13 protein-coding genes are annotated in these 22855 nt (G+C 27.5%); 10 read left to right on the top strand and 3 right to left on the bottom strand.

Translation table 4 applies throughout. From position 1 onward, the window contains the following. Positions 1-57 precede the first annotated feature (57 nt). The 10 genes from ACXYRQ_RS00200 to ACXYRQ_RS00155 all read left to right on the top strand — a co-directional run bounded on the left by ACXYRQ_RS00200 (position 58) and on the right by ACXYRQ_RS00155 (position 13117). The gene (locus ACXYRQ_RS00200; protein WP_458607309.1) at positions 58-1227 is read left to right on the top strand and encodes a S8 family serine peptidase; all 1170 of its coding nucleotides are present in this window, start codon (positions 58-60) and stop codon (positions 1225-1227) included. Next, entirely contained in the window at positions 1191-1907 is a 717-nt protein-coding gene (locus ACXYRQ_RS00195; RefSeq protein ID WP_458597314.1) for a hypothetical protein, read from the top strand. The genes ACXYRQ_RS00200 and ACXYRQ_RS00195 overlap by 37 nt, the downstream gene beginning before the upstream one ends. Next, a complete protein-coding gene (locus tag ACXYRQ_RS00190; RefSeq protein WP_458614426.1) occupies positions 1892-2905 on the top strand; it encodes a hypothetical protein in 1014 nt (337 codons plus the stop codon). Before ACXYRQ_RS00195 ends, ACXYRQ_RS00190 begins: the two co-directional genes overlap by 16 nt. Before the next feature lie 285 nt (positions 2906-3190). Beyond that, on the top strand, positions 3191-4048 hold the full coding sequence (gene rpsB / locus ACXYRQ_RS00185; protein WP_458607307.1) for a 30S ribosomal protein S2: 858 nt from the start codon (positions 3191-3193) through the stop codon (positions 4046-4048). Between the two features lie 9 nt (positions 4049-4057). Further along, positions 4058-4939: a translation elongation factor Ts gene (gene tsf / locus ACXYRQ_RS00180; protein WP_458614172.1), complete on the top strand. Its 882-nt coding sequence runs from the start codon at positions 4058-4060 to the stop codon at positions 4937-4939. Between the two features lie 22 nt (positions 4940-4961). Beyond that, a complete protein-coding gene (locus ACXYRQ_RS00175; RefSeq protein ID WP_458614425.1) occupies positions 4962-7562 on the top strand; it encodes a coiled-coil domain-containing protein in 2601 nt (866 codons plus the stop codon). A 153-nt stretch (positions 7563-7715) separates the two neighbouring features. Beyond that, on the top strand, positions 7716-10154 hold the full coding sequence (locus ACXYRQ_RS00170) for a putative immunoglobulin-blocking virulence protein (RefSeq protein ID WP_458614424.1): 2439 nt from the start codon (positions 7716-7718) through the stop codon (positions 10152-10154). 8 nt (positions 10155-10162) lie between these two features. Then, positions 10163-11449 (top strand): glucose-6-phosphate isomerase, encoded by a 1287-nt coding sequence (locus tag ACXYRQ_RS00165; protein WP_458597309.1) that lies wholly within the window; start codon positions 10163-10165, stop codon positions 11447-11449. Continuing rightward, positions 11449-12462, top strand: a complete 1014-nt coding sequence (locus tag ACXYRQ_RS00160; RefSeq protein WP_458614423.1) for a hypothetical protein — start codon at positions 11449-11451, stop codon at positions 12460-12462. The genes ACXYRQ_RS00165 and ACXYRQ_RS00160 overlap by 1 nt, the downstream gene beginning before the upstream one ends. After that, entirely contained in the window at positions 12455-13117 is a 663-nt protein-coding gene (locus ACXYRQ_RS00155) for a hypothetical protein (protein ID WP_458614422.1), read from the top strand. Before ACXYRQ_RS00160 ends, ACXYRQ_RS00155 begins: the two co-directional genes overlap by 8 nt. Position 13118: 1 nt before the next feature. Here ACXYRQ_RS00155 and ACXYRQ_RS00150 read toward each other — a convergent pair whose 3' ends face one another. From ACXYRQ_RS00150 to ACXYRQ_RS00140, 3 genes are read right to left on the bottom strand one after another with little or no spacing between them, the layout of a single operon-like run. Continuing rightward, entirely contained in the window at positions 13119-18449 is a 5331-nt protein-coding gene (locus ACXYRQ_RS00150; protein ID WP_458614421.1) for a hypothetical protein, read from the bottom strand. A gap of 20 nt (positions 18450-18469) precedes the next feature. Further along, positions 18470-20098 (bottom strand): hypothetical protein, encoded by a 1629-nt coding sequence (locus ACXYRQ_RS00145; protein WP_458614420.1) that lies wholly within the window; start codon positions 20096-20098, stop codon positions 18470-18472. Positions 20099-20141: 43 nt separating this feature from the next. Further along, positions 20142-22838 (bottom strand): cation-translocating P-type ATPase, encoded by a 2697-nt coding sequence (locus ACXYRQ_RS00140; protein WP_458614419.1) that lies wholly within the window; start codon positions 22836-22838, stop codon positions 20142-20144. Between the last annotated feature and the right edge of the window lie 17 nt (positions 22839-22855).

Below are 22855 nucleotides of genomic sequence, written 5' to 3'. Positions count from 1 at the left end.
TTTTTTTTACTGAAAATAATTTCATACAAAAGAGTATAATTAAATTAGGAGGTTATTATGAAATTAAAGAAATTTTGAAAATATATTATTGGTTTATCTAGCATTTCAAGCCTTCCTTTAACAATGTCAGCAATTTTTGCAAATCAACCTAGAGACATTAAAAAATACAATCATTTATTTGATAAGTTATGAGATAAACTAGGAATCCACGAAAGAACTGATAAAAAGATTAAAATAGGTATCATCGATGGTGGATTAGTTGATTATCGAATTTTAAAATTTGATGGAAATACAACTTTAAATATTGATAAAGAAATAAATGAAGATAATTATAATATTCTAGGTTCAATTAATAATCCAAATGTTGTTAATAGTAACAGAGTTAAATATGACCCTAACCTTACTGATGATAAAATATATGATTTTTCCAAGATGAATCACTCATTTTTAGATTATTGAAATAAAAATTATCATGCAACTGAAATTGCTTCAATCATTGGTAGCGATTCTGGATTACTAAAAAATGCTGAAATTTATTCAACAAGTTATAATAGAACATATAATGCAAGCAATTATGACATATTAAAAGAAAATTTAGAGTTCTTTAGGAAAAATAATGTTGAATATATTAATATGAGTTATTCAACCTCATATCGCAAACTACTAGATCTAAATAAAATGAATGAATATTATAAAAATAGTAATCTTTCATATATAAACAATATTATAGATATTTTAAATGTAGAAATTAACACAGATTATCCAGATGAAGCCGCATTAATCGATGAATATGCATATAAATATAATATGAAATTTTTCATTTCTGCTGATAACGAAAATCTTAAAACACCAAATCATATAATGGAGGTTAATAAATGGATAAATGAAAAACTTAATTCTAAACCTACTACCTATCAAAAAATAATATTAGAAAAGTTAAGAGATACAATTAACCAGAACCCCACCTTTTGAAAAAAAGCTTCTTCTATCCAAAGAACTAAAAACACTTTTATAATCGGTGCATATAATTTTAATAATGATCAAATTGAAGATTTTTCAAATGGTAAAATTAAAGGTTTTGAGGATTCTCCTTTAGGTATAGGTCCAGATAAATTTAGTAATCAATCACTTTTTTTAAATGATCAATGATGAAAAACAGACACATTAGTTGATGATCCAGATTATTGACGATGATCAGGAACAAGTTTTTCTACACCTATTTATTAGCTGCTTCTGCTTTACTATCGGCAATAAAAAAACCTAATTCAAGTTATCAAGTTCCAGAATTAAAAGCTATTTTAATAGCAAGTTTTGATTTAAAACAATATAATGATAAAATCAATATATTACCATTAAACCTTGGTGCAGGATATATAAATTGAGACAGAATGAAATTTTATGCAGACAATGTTAGAAAATACAGTATATATGATTTATATTACAGTAAGTCAAAACAATTGACATATAAAAATCTAATCTCTGGTGGTGAAAAACCACTTGCTGCTTATTCTACATATTCTGATTTATGAAGATTATCAAATTCTGAGAGAAGAAAACTAAGTGTATCTGAAATACATAATCACTCTAATATATTTAATGTAGGTATGGTAGGTGTTATTTATGCAAATTCATGATGGATTTACAGACAATACCACCTTTCAACATTAAAAGTTAATTATCCAAATCTGAACAATGATAATAGCGATGCAACAAATCGCAATATGTTTGTAGCGGGGAGAAATTATCATTCATGACCATATGAATTTACCTTAACTATTAAACTAAGAAATGACTTTGAAAACACAAACCTTACAAACAAAAATGTCTATTACATTTTAAATGATAAATATGCTATTTATGAAACTCGTTCAAAATTAACAGCAGAAAAATCATGACCAGAAACCTAATAAAATTATTGAGTCTATGTTTATCTGGTCCTTTATTAACAGTTTCGATAGCATGTAGTCATTATGAAAATAAAACTCCTTGGGAAGCAAAAAACGAATCAGAAAATAATGATCAAGTAAGAAAACTAAAAGAAAATTTGAAATCTCAAAATTTAATTCTTGATACTAAATATTCAAAATTAAACAATATTATCGATAAAGAGCACTCTTTTTTTGCTTTAGTAACACAAAACAATGAACAAACTCTAACTTTCAAAAAAATAAGTAGTTCTTATAATTTTCAATGAAACTATGATAATATCAAGAACATATTTTCAAATGATAAAAATAATTTATTTTATAAAAAAAATAATAATATGGTAATCGAGATGTTACCAATTAAAAATGAAAATAAAGTTCTTATAAATTTATTATTTGTAAGAGATATCGAAGGAGATTTTTTTCCAATTCGTGTTTACAATTTGATTACACAATACGGTGCAGAACCAATAGGATATCCAAGTTACTTTTATTATTATCCTGACAAAATTGAGAAACTGAATAACAGTTCTATCAATACTGTAAAAAATGAAAATAATCAAATTAATATATCTATAAAATTAAAAAATAATAATATTAGTCCAGTAACTGAAACAAATCAAATATATACAAAGTTTAAAGATAACATTAAACTTCCCTCATATAAATCGTATTTATTCTATAGTAAAAACTATGTTCCAGATAAAACTCTTGTTCCTAATAAAATTATTAAAATTCAACAAAGAGAATTTGATGATATATGATATGCAATATATTATAATCACTTTGAAGGACGCATTTGAACTCGAAATAATGTAGAATTTGTTTCAAATTATGATAAATATGCTAAATTAACATCAAATACGCAAACATCTGTATTAAAATTACTTGCTAAGTCATATATAATAAATTTAAAAAATACTAAATTATCTTATGATAAAGATGGTAAACCAAATAATATAAAAATTACTCTTTCGTAAAAATAACACAACTATTTTTGGTTGTGTTTTTTTGTGTTTTATACCAACTTTAAAATAAAAAACTAAGTTTTCAGAAGTATGTTTTCTTTTTTATCTAGTATACAGACAAATAAATTAAGTTACCATATTTTTATAGCAAAGAAAAAATGATAAAATAAATATAAGTATTTTAATACTTATTTTTATAAATCACAATAAACTAGGATTCGCTTGGGTGTGCTTGAATAATTATAAGTGCTAGGTGTTAGAATAGTTTATTTAGACAAAACAAACTAAAGGAAAAAAATGACAAATCAAAGTAAAACTGAAATTAAACCTGAAATTAAGGTAGAAAAAACTAATAAAGAAACAAAGGAAGTTAAAGAAAACAAAGAAAAAAATCCTATTGTTTCAAGAACAAAACTTTTAGAAGCCGGAGCATATTTTGGACATAAATCACATTCATGAAATCCAAAAATGAAGGAATACCTTGTTCCAAATAAAATGAATAAAGGTGCTCACATTATTGATATCTTTAAAACACAAAAATACTTAGAATTTGCTTACTCACTTGTAAATTCATTAGCCGCTAAAAATGCACAATTTATTTTTGTAGGAACTAAAAAACAAGCTCGTGATTCTGTTAAAAATGCAGCTGAAAGAACAAATTCATTTTTTGTTACTGAAAGATGACTTGGTGGAACATTAACAAACAATGAAACAATTATGTCTCGTGTTAAAAAGATGGAAGAATTAGAAGAAAAGGCAACTAATAATTTTAAAGGTTATACCAAAAAAGAGGCTTTAAATTTCAAAAAAGAATTAGACAAGTTACATAAAAATCTAAATGGTATTCGTAATATGAGAAGATTACCAAATGTTATGATTGTAGCAGATCCATTGCAAGATGAAATCGCCGTCAAAGAAGCTCGTAGAAAAGGATTAAAAGTAATCGCTATTCTTGATTCAAATGCAAACCCTGATGCAGTAGATTTCGGTATTCCCGCCAATGATGATTCATCAAAATCAATTAATTTAATTATGACAATTTTAGCTGATGCAATTGCTAAAGCAAGAGGCGGGCAACAATTATTTGCATATCAAGATGATGAAAAAGTTATCTTACCAGAATTTCAATCAAAAAATACAGAAACAAATAATTAGGAGTAAATTATGTCAGTAAATAAAATAGAACTTATAAAAGAATTAAGACAAAGAACTAATTCAGCATTAATTGATGTTAAAAAAGCTCTTGAAGCAACTAATTATGATATCGAAGCAGCTGTTAAATGACTAAAGGAAAATGGAATTGTTAAAGCTGCAAAAAAAGCTGGCAGAATTGCTGCTGAAGGTGCTGTTACTGCAATTACCAACAAATATCGTTCATTATTAATAGAAATAAACAGTGAAACCGATTTTGTTGCAAAAAATGATAAATTCTTAGAACTTGTTCAACAAATCTCTCATGCTATTTTTGATGCCAATGTATGAACTAAGGAAAAAGCATTAGAAGTTATTCTACCAAATGGTTTAACAGTAGAAAAAGCATTAATCGAAGCTACATCAGTTATTGGAGAAAAAATTTCATTCCGTCGTATGTTTATGGTAAAAGCAAAAGAAGGTGAAATACTAGGAACATATGTCCATGCTAATAATCAAATTGCTGCTGTTGTTAAAATAAAAGGTACAGATATTTATGCTGCAAAAAATGTTGCAATGCATGTTTCAGCAATGAACCCTGAAGTTACATTAGTTTCTGATTTAAGTGAAAAACAATTATCAGAAATAAAAGAACGTTTTGAAAAACCAGTGGCTTTCGAATCAAAACCTGCTAAAATTCAAGAAAAAATCTTTCATGGTTGATTAACTAAACAACTTTCAGAATTTGTTTTAGAAAAACAGGCATTTGTAATGCAAGATTCTATTTCAGTAGGTAAATACTTAAACGATCATGGTAGCCAACTTGTATCAGCAATAAGATTTGAAGTAGGTGAAGGAATTGAAAAAACTCAATCAAACTTCGCTGCCGATGTTGCTGAAATGGTAAGGAAATAATTTATATTAAAAAAAGGAGATTATGAAAATTCAAAAATTAAAAAAATGAAAATTACTTTCTAGTACATCTTTATTAACTTTGTCCGTTGCTTTAGTTGTTGCATGTACACCAGAAAAAACAACACAACAACCACAACAATCAAAGGAAATTGTTTTAAAATCAAAACAAATAGACGAGATGTTAAAAAGAGTAAATTTATACAATCTTAACTCTGAAAAATATCTTGAGAATAAAAATAAATTCGATGAATTAACTAATTCAAAAACTACTACCATAGAGCAATTAAATGCTTTATATAATAAAATATTATCTGATTATAACACTGCTGCTTTATCAGTTATTCCAAATCTGTTTACTGAAAATTCTGATTTAAAAGTTGAAGTTGATTCACTTAAAAAAGAAAATACTAAAATTCAAGAAGAAAGTACTAAACAGCAAAAACAACATGAGGAGTTATTAAAAAAACAAAACGAACAAAATGCTCAGCATAACAAAGAAACTATCGAACAACTACAATCAGATAAAGAAAAATTAGAGAATGAAAACCAAGAAATTAAAAGTAGTTTTTTAAAGCGACATTATTCAGGCAAAAAAGCTTTGATTGAAATAAATGATTTTACTATCTTATTTTTAGAAAAAACTATAGAAGAAATTAGAGAAGCAAAAGACATAAGTGCAGCAAATAAAAGATCATTTATAAATCAAATTAATCGTTTAATTGAACCACTTAAAAATAATCGTGAAATATATCAGCAAACTGTAGAAAACCGTGCATCATTATGAAATATCGCTTCAATCATTGAATCTAGAATTTCATATTTTGCTCGCATTTCAACTGCATTACAAGATGCAAAAATTAAGTTACCAAAATTATTAGAATCCAATAAATCATTTATGAACGATTTATTTAGATGAAGATATGATAACATTGTTGCAATCGAACAACAAGTTAGTGCAACTGATAAATCAAAATTTGTATCTACAAACCAAACAGATGGGCAAAAAGTTAAGGATGAAAAAATCCAACAATCAAAAGTTTTTGCATTCACAACAGCAAGATTAGGTGGATTAAATCTGCAGACATTAATGTCAAATGATAAAAAACAAGATGCAAACCTTATTGCAGAAGCAAAACCATTTCAAGAACAATTAATTAATTATGCAACTTTTTTATCACAAATTTGAACTCCTAATTATGCATCAAAAGCAACTTCTTCTGATGGTAATCCAATAATTGACAAGAGCAAATGATTTATCGACTTTGTCATAAGTGACTTTCCACTTTCAAATGCTTTATTAAAAACCGATGATATTTTAAGTCTTAAAAATCAAGCTCAAGAGCTTCATAAAAAATATGCTGATTATTTAAAAACACTTGGAGATGGTTTTAGAAGTATATACCACTATAAATTGAACAAACCTTTTTATTCCGCTCTAGGTAATTTAAAATATATTGATTATTTTAATGGAGAACAAACTAAATTAGGAATTTTAGGATATCTTACACAAGCAAATTCAGATTTTAGTAAATATAAACTAACTGCAGATAATCTTAAATCTGATTTAGAAAAATTCAAAAAAGAAAATACTGAATACATTAAAAAAATTGATGACAAAATTACCGAAATAACTGCTAAAAAATCGCAAAACGATGGTAATCAAAAATTTCATAATGAAAAAATCGATCAACTTTTAAAAGATTTTAATACTGAGTATACACCAATTAAATCTAAAACTGAAGATGATATGCTAAAAACCTTTGATAAGAATCTTAAACTTAGATTCTTATATGAAAAATTATTAGTTTTATCTAACTTATACTTATATTGAGAAGATTTAGGTTTAAATCCCGACTCACAGGTATTAAAAGATCAATTAGGATATCAAAAAGATACATCTGAAAATAATAAATATAACTACTATATTCCTGGTCAAGAAACTATTGCTTGAATTCGTCAATGAACTAATTTATATTCTGATCAATGAAATGATTTATCATTAGAATCAACAGTAGTCGATACCGATGCTTATAATACAACTACTAAATCTTTATTAGATATATCGCAAAACGATAATATTGCTTATATCAATAGCACAGATGCAAATTCATTTGTATCAACTTCACAATCTTTTGATGCAAAAACTTTTTACAAAGAATTTGATGCACTAGAGAAAAATTACTTTTTAGCATCAGAAAAAGTATTTAAAGCAATACAAAGTAAAGATGCCAACCTTGAACAACTTAAACAAGAACTAACAGATGCTCGTAATGCTTACTATACTAAATTAAATGATCCAAACATCAGTTTTAGATCGAATGCTTTTACTAAATTTGATACGTCTGTGTATGCTCCTGCAACACAAATCAAGGCTGCATTCACCCCATACACACTTGCAAATGCATTTGCAACTTTCAAAGCTTCATTAGTTGTTTTAGAACATTTAAATACACTTTGAAACACCACAGAAACAACAAAAGTAACTTCAAATAATCCTAAATCACAAGCAAGCACTAATGAAAATCAAGGAGCAAAAGAACAGGTTAATACCGAATCTAATAACAAAACTACAAATAATCAACCTGCAGAAAACAAATCAACAAAAACAAATACAAACTCGTAGAGTTTGTATTTTTATTATCATTAAAATATACATAATTGTAAATTAGTTTTTTTGCTTTATCATAGCATAAAAAAATCAAAAAATATTTAAAAAATAATTTTTGATATTCTGCTTTTTTGTGATAATTTATATATAAATTATATGGAGGTTAAGATGTCATATAAACGTAAGAATTTCATTCTCTTAGCAGCTATTTCTGGTAGCTTAATTTTATCTAGCAGCATTGCTTCAGTAGTTTATCAAACATCAGCTCAAATTCTAAGTGGAAGCAAAACTGATTTATCAAATCAAGATGCTAGATTAATTCCTGAAAACAAATTAAACACCAATCTAGCAAACTCATCAAATATAGATAATAACTTGCAAAAAATTAAAGAGCAACCTACTAATCCGGTTGTTATTAATATCGCTCCAAGTCAACCACAAAAAGAACAACCAAAAGAACCTATCATAAAACCTGAAAATCAACCAAAACAGCCAAAAGAGCCAATTATAATAAATGCACCAGATTTTAAGCCACCACAAACACAACAAAAACCTATTGATTTACAAAAACCAGTTGTTATTACTACACAACCTGTAAAACAAGAGCCGATAAAACAAAAACCACCTGTGCAAAAAGTAGAGAGCAAACCACAACCTTCTGCACCTGTTATAGTCGAGCAACCTAAACCTATACAACAACCAACAACGCCAAAACCTACTCAACCTATTACAAATACACAGTATAACATTGACGGAATCGGAGATGGTTATACAGAAATAAATATTGCAAACACAACAGCAAGGGCTAAGGTAGATTTTAAGGTTATACCACATGAATATTCTAAACAAGATATCGAAGATGGAATTGCCAATCCGAAAGGATACCAAAATGTTACAACCGGAAAAATTATCTCTGTTGAAGTAACACCACAACTTATTGCAGCAGATGCTAAGGTTGCTATCGATGGGATTAATGCTAATGCAGGTAAAATTGCAGATGCTACCGATGATTCAGAATCTGAAAATGCTCCATATATACTATCTAAAGGTTTTTGAACTGGAATAAATGATCGTTTTGGTAGAATCGCTGAAGAAATTATAAGACATAAAAATGATCCAAGATATCTGCAATATATCAAACAAAACTATCGTGATATCTATTTAAAACGTAAATTTAATAGCTTCATAGAAGAAAAAGTTTATGTCGCTTTCCATCTCGATCGCAGCAAATTTACTAATCTTTCACAAAGAGCAATCGATTTTCTAAAAAAAGGTTACACACTTGATCCTGATAATGTATTTATTAATGAAAATGGAGAACTAGATAGTTATGGACAAGAACTACCTCCTGGATTTAACCGTGTAACTGCAAGAGTTACCAGAGATAACAAATACAAAAGAGCTTTTGGTTATGATGACTGACAAGCTATCACACCAGGAAATTTAGAAGAAGGAAATTATCCAGGTTGAACTAAAACCGATGTAACTAATGAACCAATTTTTAGCAAATATGTTAATAACACACCTGGAATTAAAGTTTATGATTATACCCGTGATGACAAAAGCCCAACCTTACGCAACCAAGGGTATGCGCTCTATATTGATATGAATGATACAAATGCTTACCAAAAAACAGCTTCATTAATTAAAGAACTTGAAGAAAATAAAATACAAATTACTTCATATCGCTTTAATAACTTAGGTAAAGCAAGTGCTGCACAAAAATATATTGATATCTTTAAATTGCTTCCTAATCATATTCCACAACTACAATTATTCTTTGATGCTTCAGCAACTAATACATCTGCATTAATTGCTTTAAAAGACAAAAACATTGATGAACTAGGTTTATATACCTATGGAAATCCTGTTTTAGATGCTTGAAGTTATAACCCTTGAGCATTAAACAAAGTTGCTTGAATTAATACTAATGATTATAATCCTAACCAAAACTATAAAAAGAACATCCCGATAGCAACACGAATCATCTTTGATACCATTGCTTTTGATGAATCAAATTATTTAAAAAATACTTCTGATCCATATAAAGAAATTAATTTAGGTTTAAGAATGGTATATTGAACTCGCAACAATGAACCATTCTTTCAAGGTAGTTACGGATCTGGATTAGATCCAGATACCAAAGAAAAAGATAACTCATATCCTCAAGGACTTGATTTTTCTAGGGTACCAGAAATTAAATCATTAAAAGGATTAATATTTTCTGATAATCAAAAAGCATCAAATAATAAACCACGTAAAATCCGTCGTTTAAAGTTATATAATAATTCGCAAATTTTTACAATGACTGCAGACGATATTAATAATGCGGGATTTAATGAAAACTTTGTACTTAATTCCCCTCAACTAGATTCAAAAATTACCTTTAGCAACGGAGAAACTAATCAATTATATATCAGTGGTAACGGAACACTTACATCAATCGGTTTATCCGAATTAAGAACATTAACAAAAACCTTATACCAAGAATTTGCAAGTAAACCTATTTTAGTTGATAAAATTGCTACTAATTTAGCAGCACAATTACAACAAAACGGATACAATGTGCAAGTATATAGTGATCAAGATACATTAGAAATCACATAAAGGAAAATATGAAACACTTAAAATTAGATTTTTCAAAAGCCCCATCATTAGAAGAATTAAAATACTTACAACCTAAAATAACCCAAATCCATAATGATATAGTTAACAAAAATGTCGCTGAAAAAGATTGGTTAGGTTGATATAATCTACCTGCTGATTATGATAAAGATGAATTTAAAGCAATGCAAGAGAAAGCCGATTTTTGATTTAAAACTGGAATCGAAGTTGTTGTTGTCATTGGAATTGGAGGTTCATATTTAGGTGCTAAAAGTGGTTATGATTTTATCTACGGACCTTATTCAAGCAAAAAACCTAAAATGGAACTTTTATTTGCTGGAAATGATATTTCAGCAGAAACATTAGTTGCAAAACTAAAATATGTTGATGATAAAAAATTTGCTATTAATGTAATTTCCAAATCCGGAACCACATTAGAACCATCAATTGCTTTTCGTGAATTTAGAAAATTGCTTGAAAGTAAAATCGGTGATCAAGCAAGCGATTATATAGTTGCAACAACCGATAAACAAAAAGGTGTTTTATTTGAATTAGCAACCTTAAAAGGTTACCAAAAGTTTGTTGTTCCTGATGATGTCGGTGGACGCTTTTCGGTATTAACAGCAGTTGGTTTATTTCCGTTTTTATGTGCTGGAATCGATGCAAAAGGAATTTTAGATGCAGCAAACCAAACTAATAAAGAACTTTCTGAATCAAAACTTGAATCAAATCCTGCTTACTGATATGCTGCTGCTCGTTATCATTTATATAATAACAATTATGCTATCGAAATGATGGTTTCATATGAACCAAAACTACAATACTTCTTAGAATGATGAAAACAACTGTTTGGTGAATCTGAAGGAAAGGATGGAAAAGGGTTATGACCTACCAGTTGCTTATTTTCTACCGACTTACACTCACTAGGACAAACGATTCAAGATGGTAATAAAATTCTTTTTGAAACTGTTTTAACCTTAGAAAACCCTTCTGCTAACATTGAATTTTCAAAAGAAGCAATTGATTATGACAAACTAAATTACCTAGCTTCAAATAATTTACACCAAGTTAATAACATTGCTTTTAATGCTACTGCAAATGCACATCATATCAGTGGTAAAATCCCTGTAATTCATATGTTATTTGACACATTTAATGAAGCAACCTTAGGAACCTTATTTATCTTCTTTGAACGAGCATTAGCAATGAGTGCATATTTATTAGGAGTTAATCCGTTCAACCAACCTGGTGTCGAAGTATATAAAAAGAATATGTTCAGTATGCTAGAAAAGAAATAATGAACAAAAAACGATTAGGACAATTCTTTACTATTTGTAATCCATTTGATAATATTATTTTCTTTAAGTGACTTAAAGAAAATAATTTATTATCCCATAATATCATATATTTAGAGCCTTTTGCGGGTTCTAATAATATACCTTTCTTGTTATCACAACTTAATTTAAATAACCCATGAAGATGTTTTGATATTCAACATTTTTACGATCAAAACAACAATCAAATTAATCATTTTGATAAATATCAAATTAACATCAATGATTCATTAAAAAACTATCCTAAAGGATATAAATTAGCTATTACTAATCCACCGTATTTAGCAAAAAATAGTGCAACACGTTCTAAGATAAATAATGATTTTGGTGGTTATGACGACTTATACAAATATGCTTTGGATATTATGCTTAAACATACCGATTTTGTCGCTGCAATTATCCCTGAAACTTTTATCACATCAACTAATTTAAATCTTAAAACTCGCTTATATGCAGTAATTTCGTTGCAAATGAAAATGTTTGATGATACTGAATGTCCAGTTTGTCTTGCTTTGTTTAACAAAAATTCTACTCAGGATTTTTTGGTGTATAAAAATGATGTTTTTATCGGTTGATATAAAGAGTTAAAACAACTTCAAAAGCAACCACAAAATCAATATAAATTTGTTTTTAATGATAATAATGGACAAATATGATTAAATGGCATCGATAATACAAAAAATGATAGTATTAGATTTTCATTAGCAGATTCAAAATGCAAAAATGTCAATAATTCATCACGAAGTTATACAAGAATTAAATTGCCTAATGACTGAAATCTTGATGATAATCAATTAAAAGCCTATATCAATGCATTAAACGATTATTTAGTTAAATATCGCTGCGAAACTAAGGATGTGTTTTTATCTTCGTTTAAAGGTTTAAGAAAGGATTTTAAATATCGTCGTAGACTTAGCTGGACTGAGACAAAACGAATAATGAGTGTTGTTTATGAACTAGGTGGTTATGATGATTAACTGAGAATTGGAATTAAGAAAAAGAAGAATGCATAATATCAAGGATGTTAAAAGTTTGCTGATACAAAATGATAAATCATTGCTAGAAAAAATTTATAAGGATGCAAATAGATATGATTTAGATGTTAATTTTATTAAAGATAAAATCATAAATGAAGATATTTTTGCTCTCATAAGATATGCAAAAGATCCAAATAAACAAAACATTCACGAAGATATTTTACTCGAATACTTGCACAATCAACTTCATAATGTTACCATCCTTAAATTACCCAAAACTGGTAAGGATGCTAAATTTATCAACAAGTTTGGTAACATCCTTGATTTATCCAATCGTGAATATAATGAAATCACAAACAAAAGTATCGACTTTGAATTCATCAAAGACGATATAATTTTTTATTGCACTTTCAAATATACCAATGAAAAAGGTGGTGCTCAAGATAATCAAAGAAACGATGTGATGTCATTTATCGAAAATGCTAATAAAAATCAAGATGACAAAGTGAAATTCTTAGTCATCTTGGATGGAAATTACTATGTTGATCAAATTAATAAGATTAAAGAATGTATTAATTCTGAAAAGACATTTGTCTTAAATTCATCACAAATCTATGATTTCTTTGAATTTAAGACTTATCAAAAAGTAAAATAAACTATTTGAAGATATCCTTAAATTGATCAGGGTATAAATATGCCATTTTCTTTACAACCTGCTCAAAAGTAGTTGGATTATAAGGTAATCCACGATTTTTTAAATATGCATATTTTTGTGTATCAAAAACTAAAAAATTATTTGATCCTCAGTTTCCGGCTTGCTTATCTAAACCAACTACATTACCATCGCTATCATAAACCCCACTACCTGATGAACCACTTCCTCAGTCAAAATCTGGAACCTCTCCTCATAGTGCAGGGCGTACAGCATCAATGGTACTTTTATCATTACCATAATATTTAATCGGGTTATTACCGATTAAATATTCACGATAGCGTAATCCGGGATAACTTTCTTGATTACCTAAGGTAACAACCTTAGGTAGAGTTGCTATATAGAAGTTTAAATTATTAAAGGAACTAAGATATAAAGATAAATCCGAAATGTTTAATGGTTTAAGGTTTTTGAAATTAAGAAAGTGCTTTATTGCATTTTTTTCATGCTGAGTTAACAATCTTTCTTTGTATTTATATGTATCCAAATCTTTACCATCAAAGGTTGTAAAAATTGGTTTGAAATCTACAATAGCAACAATTGCATCGAGGTTATTATTTGTGCTTCTGCTGATAATTTCTCCATCAGTATTTTTAAAATTTCCATATGAATTTTGAACTTGTCCGCTAAAATCTAAAAATAAATCAAAAGTTATTCCTTGTTCACTGCTTGGTATTTCAAAATCAAACATATCACCATCAGGTGTTAGTTTTGGATATGTAAATTTTTTATCATTTGTATCATCCGAAGCATTATTTGCTTGTTTATCAGTATAAATTGGTAAATATTTATTGTTTTGTTGATCTTGGGTTGGTCTGTTAATATTAGTCGAAGAAATCAATTTAGGATGTTGAACTACAATTCTTTCATATCCGTTATGATGTTGCGTTCAAGTTCCAATCCCTGAATGACGATTGGTGTTTCAAACATGAAAATTAACAAAGGCATAATAACGAAAATCATTAGGATTATCATTAACTTTGGAAAAGATATTTCAAGTTCCATCAGCATCAGCATTTAAACTAAACACTCTGGATCTACCCTCTTCGATTGGTTTAACTGAATCTTCTTTATATAAACGTTTTGAACGGTCATCCTTGGCAGGTGCATCATCTAAAATATTATTTCTCGCTTCTATATTTTGAACTGTTTGATTATGTGTTTTTAATTCATATGTATTTTTATAACCAATTGATGAACCCTGAATTGAGTTTTTATCAAGTTTCTTAGCTTGTTTAAATTTAATTTTTTCATCTGTATCAGTTTCATTTTGAATTCAATTTACAAAAAATTCATTTCTCGAAATAAATGCTGAGCGACTAGTTGAATGATTATGTGTAGCAAGGATGTTATTAAAATGGATATTATTATTTCTTGTATGTAGTTTTAATGTAAGTTGATTATTTGTTAATGATAAACTAAATTTAATATTGCTCTTAATTTTTGAATACAGACTTTGTTGAAATGCAGGTGTTTCAGAAACATAATCATACATAAAATCAACATCATCAATATATTGGTTTTCTTGCAAGGTTTTCAAAGAAACAGGAACTCTAACACGCGAATGAATATTATCAAATTCATTTGCATCCTTAAACTCTCTTGGATTTAAATCAAGTTCAAAAACAAATCAGAAAATTATGTTCTCTTTATCAAAATCACTTGGGATAATAATTGAATTTAAATCTTCAGAAATAGATGCAGTAGCATTATTTTCGCTTAATTTAAAAATTGAATCATTAAGATATTCTCGAGTTTTAAATCAATGAATTTTTTGAGCTATATTATTTTTTGTAATTGTGTAATTACGGTCTGGATGGTTTTCTTTTGAATTTTTATATCTGGTTTTTCAGTTAAAATAATCAAAATTATAATCTAAAACTGCATTGAAATTTTCAGGTGAAAAAGTAATGTTGCTTTGATGTGTTGTAGATAATAAATCATACTTTTTTACCTTACTTACAGATGAACCATCGTCAAGTTGGTTTTTAAGTTTATTTTCTGATGTTCAGTCAAAATTATATGAAAACTCAATGTTCTTATTAGAAACTTCTTTTCTTGGAATAAAATTTAGATAACTTTTATTATTTACTACATCAATATATTTAAGTTTATACTTAATTTGTTCTTGAAAGGCTGCGAGTGAAAATTTAGATAAATCTTTAAAAGGGATATAAATTTTCTTACTTGCTGGCACAGCATTTTCAACATCAAAGGCTTGATCTTTGTTTACAATAATAGTAGGACCAAATGGAAAATCTGTTTTCTTTTCTTCTTTATAAACTTTTTTCTCTACTTCAAAGTAGAAAACAAAAACTTTATCTGATAAAATTTTAACTTGTTCAGTTGTTCAATTAAATGAAGTTGTTGCAAAAATCTCTTTTGTGTTCTGATTTTTATAAATATCAAAGTTTTGCAACATTAAATTATCAAATGAATTATTTTTCTTAGAAAACTTATATTTTGACTGCAAATTAAAGGTTGCTACTTTATTATTATTAATAACAAGTTGGGTAATAATATAGTCATTTTGATAGTTACTTAGATTGTTTGCATTAAATGAAAGTTGATTACTATTAACACTTAAATCAATGTATTTTACTCAAGGATTATATTGGTCAAAACTTTTTACCAATGCTTTTGCAGATGTTATGCCTTCCGATGTGTTAGTAATATTTATAGTTATTGTATCATTTGTAACATTTATGCTAGAAACATCTACATTAGATGTTTGAGTATATTTGTTTTCAGTGTCATTTGAACTTGTTTTAGTAGTAGGAGCATCTAAATAATTAAAATATATAGGATAATAAGAATCTTTTGTTTTTAATGTATCTTTATTCAATTCATGAAAATCATTAGATGTATTAATATTTAAATCATTGCCTGAAATAAGATTAGCATTTTGCAAGGTAAAAATGTTACCATAGTTTTTGATATCATTATTTGAAACTGGTGCAGTATTTTCTTTTTGTGGTTTTTTTTCTGTGACAGTAAATGAATATGTGCCTGAGAAACTATTTTCAAATGTTTTTCAATTTCCATTTATATTTACTTGAAAGTTTTTAAATGTATATGTTCCATTCGAAAGATTGTTTATTGTAAAAGTATAATTTGTTGCATTATTTAATGTTATTTCACTGCTATAAATATCACTCCCATTTTTTGTTAATACTATTCTTGCAGATTTATTTTGATAAATATCTTTTATGTTATTTATAGTTACATCAACTTGGTTGTTAGCATTTGAATTTGGTTCTACCAATAGCGAACTATGATAAATATTAACATTAGTTACTTGATCTGGTAATGACAAGGTTTTAAAATTAAATTTGTTATTTGAATCGCTATAAATTAAATGATCTTGATTATCTTCATTATATGAAATAGATTTAATAAAATAACTTGTATTTTCACTTAAGTTATCTGCATTAATATTTAGTTTTAGCTGATTAGGACTTAGAATTTGGTAAGTAGCATTGTATCGGTAATCATTACTCAATATAAGTTTGAAAGTTAAATTCGGCTTAATAGTATTAAAATTTTTTGTTTGGATATTCAAAGATAAATTAGCAGAATTTGTAGTTATTTCAGATGACGAAAATTGTGCATTATTAAAGTCAAAATGATATTCATTTGGTTTTGACTCAGAATTGTTAGAGTTATCTGTTAAAGTTGTAAAAGAGATTTTTTGGGAATCCGAAGTGATTATATCGATGTTATTTAATAAAATTTGTGAAATATGATATGTAGAACTAGCAGCAAGGTCACTAATTTGGTAAGAAGATGTGTTGTTATTTACAACAAAATCCTTATCAAATCCACTTTTGAATCGAATTTTAAGATTATATTCTTTGTTAGGTTCCAAATTTTGTAAATCTAACGATAAATTTACACTATGTGATTTTATATCAGTTGTTTTAATACTTCTTAAAATAGGATTCGCTTTAGTTTTGAAGCTAAATTTATTAGAATAGTTATTGGTATATATAACTTTACTACTACCATTAGAAAATAAAATGCTTTTGACAAAATAATTTGTATTAGCTTTCAAATTAGTTGCATTTACAGTTAATTTAATTTGATTTAAATCGATAACATTATAACTAGCATTATAGATTTGATCATTATTTAATATCACTTTAAATGTTGAATTTACATCTGAATTATTAAAATTTTCACTATTAAAAGTTATCGATGCATTAGCTGAATTTGTTGTTATTTCACTTGTTTTAAAAACTGCATTATCAAAATTAAATTTATACTCTTTTTGTTGTGGCTGGTTAGTTTGCATATCATCTAATGTTTTAAAAGATATTTTTTGATTATCTGATGTAATAACTTCTTGGTTATTAAGTAGAATTTGAGCAATTTGATATGTTGTATTGGTTTGAAGATTATCAATCAAGAATGTAGCATTTTGAGATGTTAACAAGAAATCATTTTGCATTCCATTGGTGAATTTAATTTTAAGATTATATTGTGTATTTGTTTGCAAATTGTTAAAAGCAACATTTAAATTTGCACTATTTTTTGTTATATCTGATATATTTACAGATTTTAAGGCAGGATTTATTGTATCAATAGATGTTGTTTGAAAAGCAAACTTATTAGCATCGCTATTTTTATAAATTTCTTTGCTTTGTTCTTGATTAACTAATAAAATAGATTTAACATAATAACTTGTGTTAGCACTCAAACCACTGGCATTAATGCTTAAACGAATCTTATTGCCATCTAAAACATAAGTTGCATCATAGTTTTTGTCATTATTTAAAACTACTTTAAATTGCACATTATTATTTCGAAAATTCTTTGCTATAAAATCCAAAACAACCGATGCAGAATTTGCATCAGTTTTTAAAACATTAAATGTTGCATCATTAAAATCAAACATACTTTGATCATCAGATTTTTTAGTTGTAAAAGTAATTTTTTGATTATTATTGTTAATAATATTTTGCGAATCAAGCAAAATTGAATTGATATGATATGTTGTATTAGCTGTTAAATTATCAATTGTAACTTTAATAGCTTTATTAGAATTAACACTAATATGCTTAGAAATTCCATTACTTAATTTTACTTCTAGATTATAAGTTTTATTTGGTAATAAATTATCGATTTGTATTGATATAAGTGCATTATTTGAACTTGTTGAAACAACTACAATATCTTTTAAATGTGGTTGTTTATCCGAATTATTTGCACACGCAATAGTTATAATTGGTGTTGCTAAAACAAGTGGACTTATAGTTCATAATTTCTTTTTCATAACAGTCCTTATTCAGTTGTTTAATCCTTATTTATAATGTTGAAAATATCATTATAAAGTTCTCATTCAGGCTTTGTATCATTTTCTTTTGGTAGTTGGTAAGATATAACTTTATTTGTAGTCTGATTAAATACAGATTTTGCTTGCAGTGCCTTTAGCATCACTTGAAGTTTTGCTCTTGTATATTTTGATTTCTTATTCGGATAATTTTTATCAAGCAGATACATAATATATTCTTTTAAAAAACTTGCTAAACAAATCAATAAATTATATGCATCATAGTGGTTTTTTTGATATATATACCAAAATTCATTTCGAATATCATCTTCAAATAAGTCAACATTTTTTAGAACTTGTTTTGCATCTGAATCAACCTTTTTAATCATCGATGCAGTAATATCTATTAAATTAGTTTTATAAACCAAATAACCATCGAGTTCCTTTGATTTCTCAATTGATTCTAAATCGAGATCCATTATTGGGTCTTCATCTAAAAAGCGTCCTAAATCATATCCTGATAAATTACCCAAAGTTCTCTCATCTTCAGCAGTATTTTCATAATCTTCTAAAAATTCATTCCTTAACATCTGATCTTCATGTTCAAGTTTTTTATTTCAAATTATAACCTGTTTAATATCATACGTTTTTGAATCAATTTGTAGTTTTTTGTCTCTTTGTTTTTCTTTACTTCCATCTTTAAAATGTTTATAATCACCTTGATCCAGAATGTAATCAAAATCTGAACGATCACCATAAAATGCAGAAATTGATGTAATGAAATTTATATTGTTTTCAAGCATATAATGAATATTTTCTTCAGTTATCATTTCTTTTTCTATTGAAAATGTTGGATTTGAATTAGGAAACATTTTTAAATAAGCATCTAAAAAGTCGGTAAGATACTGGGATTCATCACCAAAAGTTACATTATAAGTTTGCACAAACACAGGAGCACCTAACTTGTTAAAAGCCGCAACAACATTCTTTTGGGTTCGTCAAAAATCATTATAGGAGTATTTTGTTCCTGCTTTTTTAGAATTATCGAATTCTGCATATGTCATAGGTTTAACTGCAACATATAAAATTTTGCTATCTGTCATTTGCTCGCTAATTCTTTGAACATTTTTATATAATATTTTATGATTCTTTCAAATATTATTAAGTGCTTTTATGTATATATTATCTTTGTAGTCTGATTTTTTATATATTTTATCAAGTTCAATTAATTTATCCGATGCTCCCCTTACATCTGTTAAAAACAAATTAAGTAATGTCATAGTCACAGTGTTTTTTAAATCATCTTTATCATATTTAAAATGATCAAACAAACCGATGTTATTAATTAGTTTTGTTAATCATAATTCATTAGGATTTTTAGTTGGATAAGTTATTTTTGCTTCCGATAAAGCTTTTTCAATATATGCTTTTAAATCTGTGTAATCTTCATTAACTATATTTTTTAAATCATAATCACTAATAGCAGATTCAATCAATGGTATATGTCATGGATATTTTTTGCTTAATTTAGTATATAATCCTAAATCCACAACATTAGTCATTTTATCCATACCATCATAATTTTCTTGTTTTGCTATATAAACATGAAGATTTTTATCTGCGTCATTATCTAAATTTACAACTAATTTCATAGTAAAATTATATCACTATGAGATTAAAAAACTACATAGAAAACTATGCAGTTTTAGGTTTTTTGTATCATTTTATTAGTTTGCTTGCTTCAAAATATATAGTAAGCAATAATCCAAATAATATCGGTGCTAACGAATATGCAACATTATAATTAGCTATCTTAGAGATATCAGCCATTTTAAATGCTACTCTTATTCCAGGTACAAATGCTACAAAGATTACACAAATCAATGAAAATAGTGATGCTGCATAAACTAATTTATATTCTTTAATATTACATCTAAAGATAGATTTTACAGACATCAAATTAATTGAATTAATACTTGCACCAACTCCTAAGGCAATGAATGTTGCAGTAGATGTCAGTTTGATAAAATCATCGCCTTTGATGTTATTAGAAATGGCCACTAAAGCAGCTGTCAAATATGCTAATAGAGCACCAATTGAGATAATTACACTTTGAATAAGTAATTGCTTTCATAAACCATTTGCAAAAATACTCTGGTTCTTATTAATAGGTTTTTGCTGCATCACATCTAAATTGCTTGGTGTCATACCTAGTGCAATCGCTGGTAGTCCATGAGTTAATAAGTTAATTCATAAAAGTTGTGAAGCCGATAGCACTATTACTTCAGCATCCGCGATGTGTTTTTTAAAGATAATTGATAAAACAAACAATCCGATAATCATTACAATAATTTCACTTAATGAAGAAACTAAAAGGTTTAAAATAACAGTTTTGATGCGATTATATGTTTCGCGACCACTTTTAATTCCTTTAACAATTGTAGTGAAGTTATCATCAGTCAAAATCACATCTGCTGCTTGTTTTGATACATCAGTCCCTGTAATCCCCATTGCAACACCAACATCGGATGCTTTTAAAGCAGGAGCATCATTTACTCCATCACCAGTCATTGCTACTACTTCATGATAACCTTGTCAAGCTTTCACTATTCTTAATTTATCAGTCGGTGACACACGAGCATAGACACTAATATTACGAACATTTTTATATAACTCATCATCAGTCATCGTTGCTAATTGAGCTCCTGTGATAGCTTTATCACCATATTTATAAATTCCTAAATCAGTAGCTATTGCTGTAGCAGTAGTAAGATGGTCACCGGTAATCATAACAGGGTGGATACCAGCTTGTTTTGCTATTTCAATACTTTCTTTAACTCCTGCCCGAGGTGGATCTTGCATTGCGATAAGTCCTAAAAAGACTAAATTATTTTCATCATCAAATGTAATTTTTTCAGCACTTGCATCCATTTTTTTATAACCAACTGCGATTACACGGTAAGATTTTTGTGCCCAACTTTCATTTAATTGGTATTGATATTCACTAGCATCCTTGCTCTTAGCAAAAATTACATCAGGGGCACCTTTAGTTATTAGAATTTTTTCTCCTTTCGGATTCTTTACCAAAACTGACATTGTTTTTCGATCTGAATCAAAAGGAAGTGAATCTAATTTTTGAAAAGCTTGATAAAACATCTGAGCAGAGTTTTGGTTATCTAGTCCAAACCTAAGTATTCCAGTTTCGGTTGGGTCCCCTACTTCAATGTATTCTCCATTTTCTCCTATTTGCACACTAGCATCACAACAAGCAACAAAAGCACCTAATGCCGAAGATTTTTCATATGGAACATCTGGATCAATTGCATCATATAAATGCATTACAGTCATTTTATTTTCAGTAAGTGTTCCGGTTTTATCTGAACAGATTACACTAGTAGCTCCTAAAGTCTCAACCGCAGGAAATGCTTTAATAATGACATGTTTTTTAGTCATTGTTGCTACACCAATAGCCAATAACACAGTTGTAAAAGTAATCAATCCTTCTGGAATAGCAGCAACAGCCAGTGAAATCCCTATTATTACAGCATTAGAATAAACTTCTGGGTTATTTCAAATGTTTGTGAAAACATTTGAAATAATAAATTGAATAACTGTTGTTATAACTAATAAAACAACACCTGATATTCCAAAAAGTTTACTTAATTTATTAAGTTTAATTTGTAAAGGAGTAAATTGCGGTTTTTGTTCTTGAATCAGTTTATTAATATTACCTATTTGAGTGTCTTTTCCAATTGCGACTACTTCTGCAACACAGTGTCCGTTAGTTAAATAAGTTCCCGCAAAAACGCGATTGGTATTTTCAATAATATTTTGATGTTGATTATCTTCTAATGCGTTTTTTTCAACAGGTAATGATTCACCAGTCAAGGCCGCTTCAACAACATTAACACAGTAAGCTTGCAATATTTTTGCATCGGCTCCGGCATAATCTCCTGCATCTAAAACAATAATATCACCTACAACCAATTCTTCAGCCGGTAAATGCATCAGTTGTCCATCACGATACACTTTAGAAATCAATTGATTGTTTTTTTCTAATGCTTTAACTGCTTGATCACTTTTTATTTCTTGATATGTACCTAAAATCGAATTTAAAACTATCACTATTAAAATAATTAAAGGTTCAATAAATCCAACAATAATATCCGTTTGACTTTTAGAATTTTTACTTACTGTTTCATATATTGCAACTGCAAATGAAAAAGCTGCAGCAATTAAAAGCAAAATAATCATAAAGTCTTTAAATTGTGATATAAAAACTTTAAAAATATTTAATTTTTTTTCACTAGTAATTTTATTAAATCCATTTTCTTGTTGTTTTTGTTTTGCTTGTTGTGATGTTAAACCACTATAAATAATATCTTGATTCAAAACTCTCCTTTCTTAGA

It is taken from the genome of Mycoplasma sp. 394, assembly GCF_054353895.1.
The sequence above is the reverse complement of the archived record's forward strand: the minus strand, read 5'-3'. Positions and strand labels throughout refer to the sequence as shown.